Here is an 11,808-nt window from a genome sequence, read left to right as displayed (position 1 = left end):
GATCTGGCCGCAGCTTCTCGGATTTCGCGCCGAACCTGTCGCGCCGCAATTCGCCGAGGATGACCTCCAGCCGACGCTGCGCTTCCTCCGACGCCGCCAGCGCCCCCTGATGCTCGCTCAAGGCCGCCCGCGTTTGCGCCAAAAGGGCTTTCAGTTGTTCATTTTCGTCGCGCAGCGCCGCGATGCTCATGCGCTATTTCGAGCACATCGCCGCCGCGCGTGCCACGCTCAAAATAGCTGCCGAGTCATTCTGCCGCAGTTATCCCGCCGCCTGGGGGCGCCGTGCTTCTTCCGGGCGGACCAACCTCCAATCCAGCCCCTCGAACAGTGCCGCGAACATCGCCGGTGATATCCGCATCACGCCGTCTGCGATCGTTGGCCAAACGAACTTGCAACCTTCAAGACGCTTGTGCACCAACACCAGGCCCGTTCGATCCCAGACAAAAGTCTTGATCCGGTCCGCTCGTTTCGATCGGAACGCGAAGGCGCCTCCGCTGAATGGATCAAGACGAAGTATCTCCTGCACTTCGCCGTAAGCCCATCGTGGCGACAGTGGAAGTCGATCGGCCGGTTGCAATGTAACTCTTATCAGCAGCGGCCGCGATCATCGTGACGCTCGCACCTTGCGGATCACCCCGGACAGCTGCTCGCCATCTGTCGCCGTATCCGTCTGCAACACGACATCGTCGATTGCGGCGTCTCAAGCTTGATCGCGGAACTTGACACTCCTCCGACGCATCTCCCACGATCAGCGGCGCGAATGTCGGATGCGACTCGGATAAGTCGCCGAGAGTCTGTTATCCCGTGTCGCGGTGGCCGAGGGGCGCGCAAGCACGGAGCGACGCGCTAGCAGATCTACGATTGGCGACGGCAGTTTCGGGAGCGAGGCGTGTTGCCGCCGTGCGAGGCGGCTCTCAGCCTCCGAACGCACGCGGCGCCCCGAAGGTCCTCCAAGAACCTCCAGCCGGCTCACCGACCTCGCCGATGAGACGTCCAAATGGACATCCTTTTTGCCGTCTAATCCCATCTAAACCTCGATCCAAGCCGGACGCTTCTTCGCACAGCTATCCGCTCTCGCTAAGCGCTTACGCGCTCTCGTTCCGCATTCAACAAAAGCCTATAACGGCGTATACATCCGGGCCGCAGCCGGCACGCACTGTCAGCTATCATTTGCTACACGAGCCAACACGCAACATCGAGCGCCGCAGGCGCCTTCGTTCGCCTCGAATTCCGACGCCTGCGCGCCATGCTCGCACTATCTCTTCACAACCTGACACTACGTCAGGTTCGGCTCTGCTATCGTCGAGCTCTGTTGCACTTCAGGTACAGCAATTCGCGTAAGCGCTGATACAACGGCCACACTGGGGGCCATTAAAGAGAGTAACAACCGAAATGAAAAAGCAGTCACTCGTTTGCGCGAGCATTCTTGCGATGGCCGCTGCGACGTCCGCGTCTGCCGCAGATCTCGCCGCGCGTCCCGCATTTCCGAATACGCCGACGCCCAGCCCGGCTGTCATCGCGCTCTACGACTGGAGCGGCTTCTATGCCGGCGTCAATGGCGGCTGGGGCTCGAGCCATAACTCCTGGGATTTTCTCGGCTCTATCCCCGAGGGCTCTCACGACGCAACCGGCGGCACAGTAGGGGGCCAGATTGGATATCGTTGGCAATTCGGCAATACCGTGCTCGGACTCGAAGGGCTGGGCAACTGGGCCGATCTCAGCGGCTCAAACGTTAGCATTGCCAACCCGGGCACCACCAATCACACAAACATCGACGGTTTCGGCTTGCTGACCGGCCAGATTGGCTATTCGGCCGGCAACGTACTGCTCTACGCCAAAGCGGGCGCGGCTGTGGTAGGGAGCACTTATCGGATCACTAATTCGGCTGGCTTTCTGGGCGACGCGGATACCACACGTTGGGGAGGTACGGCCGGTGCCGGTCTTGAGATTAGCCTAACACCGAACTGGTCAGCTGGCATCGAGTACGACCACGTGTTCATGCCGGCTAGTGACGTTAGCTTCGCAACAGGACTAGGAAACGACCGCATTCGTCAGGACTTTGATCTCGTCACCGCCCGCCTCAACTACAAGTTTGGCTGGCCACTCGCGAGCAAATAAGGATCTCAGTTTCTCAATCAATGATCGAGGGCCCCGGCGCCTGCCGGGGCTCTTTGTCCAGGGTCATCGTCCTGTATCGCCGTCGGCCTTTCAATAGGTGTTATCAGCTCTCTTGATCCATGAGGGCTGCGTATAATTAGGCTCGCTTCGCCCGGCGATCACGGTCTGGCCTCCGACGAGTCCCTATATCGCCGCCTCAAGCTCGATGTTGGAAGCTTGATATTGCCACGGCGAGCCGTCCGGCATCGGCAACAGTGCGCATGCCAGCCGTATTCAAGCCGCGCTTAGTGAATGGCCTCCTGACCAAACCGCAACAGCGTCGCACCGGCTCGACGATTCTCCCTCGCTCGACGAGGGACTACCAACGCTGAGAGGTTTAATATTCCGCATGGTGGAGTATGTCACGTGCACCAGCCATATTCATGGACAAAGTGAAGGTGCGATCATGAATAACTCTGCCGACCCCTCACGTACTCTTCGAACGTTAGAAACGTTGGAATCCAACGTTCGCCTGTACTCGCGTCTCTTCCCAGCGTGCTTTAGTCATGCGCGCGGGCCCTTTCTGCTAAGCGAGACGGGCGAACGGTTCATCGACTTCTTTTCCGGGGCTGGAGCGCTCAATTACGGCCACAACAATCATCAGCTAAAGGCAGCTATTACAGAATATCTGGGATCTGATGCTGTCGTTCACGGCCTCGATATGGCCACTCCGGCCAAGGTCGACTTTATGGAGACTTTCAACTCAGTTATTCTTCGTGAGCGGGGCTTGGATTATCGATTTCAATTTACTGGACCTACAGGTGCCAATGGCGTTGAGGCGGCATTGAAGCTGGCGCGTAAAGTAACCGGGCGCCACAACATCATTTCATTCACACGTGGTTATCATGGCCTCAGTCTCGGCGCCGCGGCTGCGACCAGCAGTCGCTTTCTTCGCGAAGCCAGTGGAGTCCCCCTGTCCGGCGTCACGATAATGCCCTATGATGGTTATCTTGGAGATGAGATTGATACGGCGGAGCACCTGCGGAACATATTGCTGGACTCTAGCAGCGGCATCGATGCGCCAGCCGCCATTCTCCTTGAAACAGTACAGGGGGAGGGCGGCATCAACGTCGCTCAAAAGGAATGGCTACGATCCGTACAAGCCCTAGCGGCAGAGATTGGAGCCATATTTATCGTCGACGATATTCAGATGGGTTGCGGCCGTACTGGCGATTTCTTCAGCTTTGAGTTCGCCGAGTTGTCACCAGATGTCGTAATATTGTCGAAGTCCTTAAGTGGATATGGTCTGCCGTTATCCATGTTGTTGATCAAAGAGGCAATTGATATATGGGAACCGGGAGAGCACACGGGCACCTTTCGAGGAAATAACCTAGCGCTTGTCTCTGCAACTGCAGCTTTGAATATCTACTGGCGCACTGAGATCTTTTCGCAAAGCATTTATCGACTGGGAACGCTGATGCGTCACCGGCTTAATGCTATTGCGCGCGCGCATGGAGACCACTTCACTGTCCGCGGCCGCGGAATGGCGCTCGGCTTTGATTGCCGAAATACTCACCTCGCTGAGACTGCAGCACGCAAGGCGTACGATAGGGGCCTCATCATTGAACGATGCGGCCCGGCGGACGAGGTCATCAAATTCTTTCCTCCGCTAACGATCGACCCGGAGACGCTGACTAAGGGTTTGGACATCTTTGAAGATAGCTTAGCGGAAGCAGCCCCGCTCTGACATGACATCTGCATCGGGCCTCGCTGCCTCGGCGAGGCCTCACGCCAGACGCTTGATCACCGCGGCAGGCTAGCACCTGTTCCGCATCTCGCTGGTGCTACACTTCGAGTACCACGACCGTCTAACTCTTGTTTCTCCCTGAACATGTTCCAGCTTCAGTCGACTAGCTCCCTGGGGACGGGCCTAGTCGTCGGGCAGGTCGCCTACCCGCATCACACTGCGGCCCAGGTCAACCTGGACTCGGATACGGATACGCTAACCGCCCGCACTCACGGTGAGCCCGGCTACAGAACCAGTAGGCTAACGAAGGCCGTTTGCATGTTGGGCGCGCGGTAATTGGTTGCGCATCACTTGCCTGGCAGGCACCTGGCAGATCGTGCGTTCTGGCGTTGCGTAACTCAACTGCCCAGTAGCGGAATGCACTTATCGAAGGATCGGTCCGCTCGGCGATGGTCATCGTGACAAGCCATCTCAAGACTTCTACAAGGGAGGTGAAGTTGCCGCTGACGACTCATTTCCGCGGTGAGTAGCCGGCTCTCCCGACCTGCAGCGCGGTATATCGCCAATCAGGAGGTGATGGCTAGTGAGGTGCTTCCACCCCACTAGTGCGGAGCTCTGCATGGACCCTCTGAGCACAGTAAGAAGCGGCCTCAAGATCTCGCAATTCGTATGTCTTTGGCTTGGACCCGGTGAGCGCTAAAACAACAATCTTCTGCGCACTCCTCACGGGGTGGATGCCTTCCCGATGCAGAGCGGTAAGCGCGGCCTCCGCGTCATGCGTCAAATACCCCTCGGGGCTTTCATCCTGCTCGAGATCGATCCACATGATACCAAGCCTTCGTAAAACGTCTTCAGCATTACGTTTTTCGAAGACGCTTTGAAATGCAACCCGTGTTGCTGACGGGTTGATGACCACGCAAACCCCGCCTCCTGCGTCAGTCACCAAAGTACCGGCCATCTCATTCGGCAGTAACGATTTGCAGGAGATGGCTATTCTCCGGCCGGCAGCATAGTCGATTGCGCCATGGTGAAGCACTTTCGCCCCGCAGCGTGCTATCCGACTTGCGTTGGCATAGGAGACTGTCGGGAGCAGCCTTGCTTGCCTCACAATCCTCGGATCGGCGGAGTAGATGCCACAGACATCCGAGTAGACTTCGCAAACGCCACTTCCCACCATATCGGCGGCTATTACCGCAGTCAAATCCGAGCTATTGCGGCCGAGCATTGAGACCCGTCCACCTTCATCCAGACCCTGCGCTCCGGCAAGGATTACCACGCGGCCATAATCGAGCGCCTTTAGCAGCGGTTTGTTGTCGACCTCCTCGATGACCGTCCTACCTAGAACCAAGGATGTCTTGATTCCAATCGAATAGCCAAAGAGCGATGATGTCGGCACCGAGTGTCTTTGCAATGCTGCCTCAAGAAGTCCAGCGGAAATCATTTCTCCCGCTGTCAGGACGGTGTCCAAGGCAACGGTGCTGCAGATTTCATTCACAGAGAGCGCTAGAGACTTCAGTACGTCCGTCTGGCCGTGCATCGCGCTAACGACGACCACGACTTGCCGCGCGTCATTTGCAAGCCTATCTACTATATGTCTGGAGACAGCGCGGTACGCCTCCGCATCACGAAAGCTCGATCCCCCACACTTCATTACTTTGATTGACATGCGCCGTGGCCCAACGTGCGAGATCACTTGCTTTAACTCACCCGGCGCCGCATTAGATCAGACGACGAGCCGCTTCGCGCGCTCGACATCCGGCTGCTTCTTGAGAGCTGCTCCTCGCGCTAGGCTTGTCATCGTCGCAGCAATAGCTGTACCACGAGATAGCTCACGATTAGCGCCGCCCGGCATCTCGCTGGCGGCTTGGGCGTGTTGCGGCAGCACAGGACGATGCACCTAAACAATGGCGCGCTAGTTGCCTGAGACCTCCATCCCGCGTTGTTCGATGTCGCCCATCTTGATTGTTGCGGTTGCCACAAAGGTCGATCGGGCCGCTAGTTCACACACCGCAGCGAGCTCCGTCGTACTGCATCACTACCTGAGATCATCAACAAGGGACATGAGCGGCATCCGGCGTACTGGCTTGGCACACCTCTTGCTGATGCTTCCACTGAACAGATCTCGGGAGGCCTCTTGCTCAGTCCGTTGAATGATGTCCGGCACGCCGCGTTGTTGCTGCCCGGTCTCCGGCACTTGCCGCCCCAGACCTGCGATGGAGCGACGTGTTTCGCCCGGTTCACTCGAACGGGCGACCCACTGCGCCGAGCCAGAATTTGGCCAAATACGGCCTTGCACGGAAGAGCTCGCCTCTGGGAACGCGTTCCCAAGATGGTGCTGCGACCGCAGCGGCAAGCGGAGCGTTGCAAAAAGCGCTCCGGACCCTATGCCACCCTCGGCGGGGACAGCACCAAGCGATTATATGCGCTCTACCTCAGCCCGGGCCCCGCCGGGACACAAAGCCCTCGCTTTTTTTCAGCTGGAGCGACCACCGCCGGTAAGCAGTCCGGTCCTGCGCCTGTTAACAATCGAGGCGCGCCAATCGTGTCAGGCCAAGAACGTATTGTGTGGAAAGGCCGGACGATGACACACGCCTGCGGCGTAGGTCGCCGCGACAACTTCGATGCGAAACCCGGCAAAAACTATGGCCTCTGGCAATCAGAACGCAGATTCTATTTGCCAACTGGACAGTTCATTGTCGTGGCGCCCTCGTCTCGGTTCACCAGAACCAGACTATCAACAGCAGGCCGCATCCTTGGCCTCCCCACAGGCGGCCATCAAACATTCTATGAAGATAGAGCGAGAGGGGACTCTGCGCCTGTAGGGCGGGAGATCGCCTTGCGCTTCCATATCCACAACCGTCTGCGTGCCGAACATCAATTGGTAACTCGCATACAGACGCCGTACATCAGCCGGGGAGAGACCTTACAATGAGCCTGGGATATCAGCAGAATGTTCGGCAATCGCAATCAGCCGTACTATCGCCGCGCCTGGCGAAGGCGATAAAGCTGCTGAAATTGTCTAATCTCGATCTGGCTGATTTCGTGGAGGAGGAGCTCGAGTGCAATCCATTGCTGGAGCGCGACATAGACATGCTGACGCAAGAGGATGCCGGAACAACGACCGACCTCTTCAGCGAAGCCAGCGGTCCGGACGACGCTAGTGATCTTGACAGCGACGCGTTCGACAATAGCCAACAAGACGGCTTGAGCGTAGACCCTGGCACTCGCCCCGAGCTCGACGCGGCGCCCAGCCCGGAGCTTGACGATCTTCATTCCGAGCCATTTGATGAGGACATTCCTCAGAATTCGGACCAAGATCGGCTGGACGTCGGCACAGAGGCGTCCCGCAGCCGATCTTGTCAGGAAGACTATAATCTAGAGGCGTGCGTACCGAAAGAGATCACCCTCCGCGATCATTTGACCGAGCAGCTCGGACTCGCGCTGACGTCGCCCACAAAGCGACTCATCGGACGCTATCTAATCGACCTCGTCGATGACGCCGGATACTTGCCGCAAGACCTAGGAAATGCCGCCAAACGGCTGGGGGCCTCGCAAACAGATGTTGATCTCGTTCTGGCAACATTGCAGACGTTTGACCCTCCTGGCGTCTTCGCTCGTTCTTTGAAAGAATGTTTCGCGATCCAGCTGCGCGAGCGCAACCGCTATGACCCAGCGATGCAGGCACTGGTTGAGAACCTCGCTCTTGTACCTGAGGGGGTTCCTGCCCTGCGCAGCGTTTGCGGAGAGAGCGATGAGGACATCGCCGATATGATTGCGGAACTTCGGTCACTCGACTCGAAGCCGGGACATAAGTTTGGTTCGGTGCGCCTGGAACTTTTGATCCCAGATGTCTTTGTTCGCCGGGGTCATCACCACAATTGGGTAGTCGAGCTGAACAGTGAAGCGTTTCCCAGCATTTCGCTGAATCAGGTTTATTATCGCGATTTCAAGGGCAAAATGCGCAACCGTAATGACAAGGCCTACCTGGCCAATAAGTGGTCTGATGCACGCTGGCTGGTAAGTTCACTTGAGAGACGTGCGAACACAATCTTGAAAGTTGCGAGCGAAATTGTGCGTCAGCAACATGACTTTTTCTCCTACGGCGTAGAGCATCTACGACCCCTCAATCTGAAAGCAGTGGCCGACGCCGCGGGGGTGCATGAGTCCACCGTTTCACGCGTAACGAACAACAAGTACATGGCCTCCAATCGTGGACGGTTCGAGCTCAAATACTTCTTCAAACCATCCATTGCTTCAGCCGTCGGCGAGACGGCTCACTCGGCAGAGGCTGTTCGCCACCGCATTAAGAGGCTCATCGACTCCGAGGCCCAAGCATCAGTGCTCTCAGATGACGCAATCGTCGAGCTATTGCGTTCCTCTGGGATCGATATAGCGCGCCGGACGGTCGCAAAATACCGTGGCAAAATGGGCATCCCTCCGTCCGTGGAGCGACGGCGCCAGAAGCAAGCTGCTCTCGGCTATGTTTCCTCAACGACTCCGCTCAATTCCCCAGACCGTACGGAGGCGGCTTGATCCTATTGAAGGATTTCGTTCACAGCGGCGGAGAAACGCATAGTTGAGCTGTCAGGCAGGACCATCAAGCTTGCTAGGCGCCGGGGATTGCCCCCAACCGCCTAAAGCCCTTAGATTGAAGACGGCCAATTGGGGCGTTAAGTCGCCCCGACGGCCGTTCTGCTAGGCTCAGGGGCAACGGCTGCATCCTTTCGCAGCCCCGATGGCCCCGCGTGAGCGTGATCCTCTCTCAGGCTGCTACGCGATTTTCATAAGCAAGAAATGGGTTGACTGGTTTAAGCAGGGCATCCGAAGCATCGATTGGAGCTCTGCCGCTAAATTGCTTGGTCAACCCTGCACTGATGAACCATAAGATGCCATCGGCGAGCATCCTGTGGGACGCTTGAACACTTCGTCTCACAAGATCGCCGTGTTGATGCCTAGGCCGCTCCTCGACGGGTAGATACCGCGCCTCAAATGCTGAGAAACGAAGAGACGTTCGATCCAATTGACGCAAGCTCCGCTGCCAGCACCCTGCCGGGGCATGGTGTAGCTGACGGTAGGTTACCTGCGATTTTCCGGCAGGCGGGTCGGAAGGCATCAGCCTGCCACGTCGGGCAGACCGACGATGAATTCATCGCTTAATGGCGCGATGCTTTCCGGCGTCATGTAGCGGGCGCCTGGACCGCACATTCGTCGTTCTGCTCGACAGGGTCGCATCGATTAGGTCGGCGATTGCGTCTCCGTTAGGGAAGATGCCGACGACCTCGGATCGCCGCTTGATCTTGCCGTTGAGGCGCTCGATCGGATTGGTAACCGGTATTTGAGTTTCTCGGTGCCGATGTCCCGCTGCGATATTCAAGATAGTGGCGTATGGTGCAACCATCGGGAGAGAGGCACCGGGAGCACCAAGGTGCGGGCAGGCCGATGCATACGATCAGCCACGAGCTCGGGTTAGTAGCTGGCCGCCTCTGCGACCAGCCCGGTTGCGCTGAGAGCGCGCATCCGTAGTTGTCGTGTCGCCCGTAGCTCCCGTCATGTGGTCTGATTTGGCAGGAGGTGCAAGTGCGACGGGTGATTGACATCGACGTCCGAACCTCGGAGAGGTGGTGGTTTGGGAGGATGGCAGCCTCCGACATGCGGGCCGTATTGATATAGACGCGGACTGCGTTGGACGGTTTTGGCAAGACCCTGCTGGCCAGTGATGCGGTGGTGGTCGAAGCGACCGCGAACAGAGTGGCGGTGTCGCCGGTTCTGGCGTCGTTCGTGGCACGCGTGATTGTCGCCAATTCGCATCAGGTGAAGGCGATCGCCCAGGCTCAAGTCGAGACCGACAAGATCGATGCCGGCACACTCGCGTGTCTGCAGGCGCCCGCGGCACCTGCCGCAGATCCGGACGCCTGACGCAGAGACGGAACGCAAGCGTCGGCTAGCGGCGCGGCGCTACCAGGTCGTGCGGCATCGCGCGGCTCAAGAACGAGGTGCAATCGATCCTGCACGCGCACCTGATCCCGAAGTGCTCCAGGCCTGCTCGCGGTCCCCGAGATCGTCCGCGCCACTTGTCGGGCCAAGCGCGCGTCCGCCGGGTTTCAGCAACGGTGCGCTTGATCTAACACCAGGCAGTACGATTATTGTTAGTTTTGCGCCAGCTGCCCATGTTAGATGTCCAACGATGGCAGCATGGGCGCTGCAACTGCTGCCGCGCATACCGTCATGGACCGCCTACATGCGGCAAGAGCCTCTCCCTCATAGCGCCAGGACCTATCTCAGGAGATTGAGCGTCACTCTCAAGCTTCTGGGCAACGGCCCAAATGTTCTGCGGCCGAGGCAATGCTGCGAGCAGGAGCATAGTCTCTCCCACACTCCTACATCACCAGAACCAAAACGGCAGAGCAACCTAGTCGGCAGTTGGTCCCGTTGTCATAAGGCGCGGCACGCTACTTGCTTAACGGCCAATGAGAATAGATGCATTGGTCTCTCGCGAGAACAGGTGCTCGATGACTTTTGTCAGGATACTTCTGCCAACACTTTGGCGCCGAGGCGCTGCAATCGCAAGCGGCGGTGCATCTTATATCCGAAGTAGCGACATGAGCTCTCGCTTGGATTCCATGCGAGCGGCCACAGCTGCCCCCACTAGCGCCGTGTCCGCTTTCACCGCCGTAGATCTCATCCAAACCGACCGGCGCACTTGCTCGACCGCTTTGCGCCGAGCGGTGCGCCTGACGGCGAATGACGGTCACCACCACCTTTCACTCTTCTTCCAACCTGCGTCGCTCGGACATGCGATAATGACGCCTTGCGTTGAGCAACGGCAAGCTGACAGTGCACCAAAGTCCGCAATCTTGTCGCGCCGCGATCGCACTTTTCATGGAGCACAAGCGAGCGCATCAAGTGAGATACGCAATTGTATGGCATACCGACGGCTTTTTACCTTCTTTCGCAATCTTACATTGTTCTACAGCGCCCTTGCGTGCGGCATGAGCTTCGCTGGCTGAGTGCGTACTTTTTGTTAGCTTTTGAAGACGCCGGAGTTCGACACATGGCAACAGGTATCGTGAAATGGTTCAACGCAAGAAAGGGATATGGCTTCATCAGACCGGATGACGGAGGTCCGGACGTATTCGTACACGCCAGCGCGGTCGCAAAAGCCGGAAGAAGCGACTTAGCCGAAGGCATACGAATTTGCTACGAGCTCAGGACCAGTGCGGCAGGCCGAACCTTTGCAGAGGACCTCAGCATCCCCTAGACCCTTTGTCCGCCCTGTGAGGTGACGGGCGGCCCCGCGGCAAGCTCCTATCGAGGGTTGCGCCGGATGGTCCGGCGCCGAACCCCAAGCATGGGGAGCGGGCCTGATGAACCATAGCATTTTCGTAGGGCTGGATGTACACAAGGCAACGATTTCGGTTGCGATGGCCCAAGGAGTGCGCGGCGAGGAAGTTCGCAACTTAGGGATCATCCTAATCGCGCCGACCAATCAACAAGCGGGCAAAGAGCCCAGGTCAAGCTGTGCATCCTCTATCACCCCTTGTCGGCGGCCAGCAAAGCCGGGGTGATCGTCACCACCGCCATTGCACGCGAGATGGTCGGCTGCCTGTGGGCGACGCTCTTCAAGTAAGAACTCGGCCCGGCCGCGTGTGAAGAGCGCTGGTCGAGCGTATCGGTGCCAGGGCGGGAGGCAGGGCGCGGTGGGGACTCCTCGTATGAGCCGGCATTGTCGACGCTCGCTCGCAGATCTCGCCGCAAGTCCAGCACGGGACCTATTTGACGCTGGATCGAACGAAGCCACGTCTTGTGAGCGTGTAACTATGGGGGCTTGATCTAGGCTGTAGCGCGGCAATCTGGGTAGGAAGTGCGCGGCAATCAGGATGGCGAGGCGTGTCGCGGCCTGATGATGATTGCCGCGATGATTGTCGCGCGCAAGAGTTTTGTTGAACTCTGATTGTCGCGCAGCG

7 protein-coding genes and 2 pseudogenes are annotated in these 11,808 nt (G+C 58.1%); 5 read left to right on the top strand and 4 right to left on the bottom strand.

Annotated elements, in window-relative coordinates; translation table 11 throughout:
* Positions 1 to 190: pseudogene (locus L6639_RS42315) on the bottom strand (IS66 family transposase); the annotation flags it as partial.
* Between the two features lie 69 nt (positions 191 to 259).
* Positions 260 to 526, bottom strand: a complete 267-nt coding sequence (tnpB, locus tag L6639_RS43700; protein ID WP_367401008.1) for an IS66 family insertion sequence element accessory protein TnpB — start codon at positions 524 to 526, stop codon at positions 260 to 262.
* Positions 527 to 1,392: 866 nt separating this feature from the next.
* Here tnpB and L6639_RS42310 point away from each other — a divergent pair.
* Positions 1,393 to 2,118 carry an outer membrane protein gene (locus tag L6639_RS42310; RefSeq protein WP_128955124.1) on the top strand — a complete coding sequence of 242 codons (726 nt, stop codon included), beginning with the start codon at positions 1,393 to 1,395 and terminating at the stop codon, positions 2,116 to 2,118.
* A 445-nt stretch (positions 2,119 to 2,563) separates the two neighbouring features.
* Complete coding sequence (gene ectB, locus L6639_RS42305) at positions 2,564 to 3,844, top strand: diaminobutyrate--2-oxoglutarate transaminase (protein ID WP_128929879.1); 1,281 nt, start codon at positions 2,564 to 2,566, stop codon at positions 3,842 to 3,844.
* Between the two features lie 580 nt (positions 3,845 to 4,424).
* Here the strand turns inward: ectB and L6639_RS42300 are convergent.
* A complete protein-coding gene (locus tag L6639_RS42300; RefSeq protein ID WP_237867293.1) occupies positions 4,425 to 5,510 on the bottom strand; it encodes an amino acid kinase family protein in 1,086 nt (361 codons plus the stop codon).
* A gap of 1,262 nt (positions 5,511 to 6,772) precedes the next feature.
* Between L6639_RS42300 and rpoN the strand changes: the two genes are divergently transcribed.
* On the top strand, positions 6,773 to 8,377 hold the full coding sequence (gene rpoN, locus L6639_RS42295) for an RNA polymerase factor sigma-54 (protein WP_128929881.1): 1,605 nt from the start codon (positions 6,773 to 6,775) through the stop codon (positions 8,375 to 8,377).
* Positions 8,378 to 8,956: 579 nt separating this feature from the next.
* Here rpoN and L6639_RS42290 read toward each other — a convergent pair.
* Positions 8,957 to 9,218, bottom strand: a pseudogene (locus tag L6639_RS42290) (transposase); the annotation flags it as partial.
* 308 nt (positions 9,219 to 9,526) lie between these two features.
* On the opposite strand from L6639_RS42290, the gene L6639_RS42285 reads away from it, so the two are divergent.
* Together L6639_RS42285 and L6639_RS42280 are read left to right on the top strand one after the other, a co-directional pair.
* Positions 9,527 to 9,760: a hypothetical protein gene (locus L6639_RS42285; protein WP_232995634.1), complete on the top strand. Its 234-nt coding sequence runs from the start codon at positions 9,527 to 9,529 to the stop codon at positions 9,758 to 9,760.
* Positions 9,761 to 10,895: 1,135 nt separating this feature from the next.
* Positions 10,896 to 11,102, top strand: a complete 207-nt coding sequence (locus L6639_RS42280; protein WP_128929882.1) for a cold-shock protein — start codon at positions 10,896 to 10,898, stop codon at positions 11,100 to 11,102.
* Positions 11,103 to 11,808: the final 706 nt, after the last annotated feature.

It is taken from the genome of Bradyrhizobium zhengyangense (assembly GCF_022012555.1).
In the GTDB taxonomy this organism is placed as follows: Bacteria; Pseudomonadota; Alphaproteobacteria; order Rhizobiales; family Xanthobacteraceae; genus Bradyrhizobium; species Bradyrhizobium zhengyangense.
This window is presented reverse-complemented; position numbering and strand designations above follow the sequence as displayed.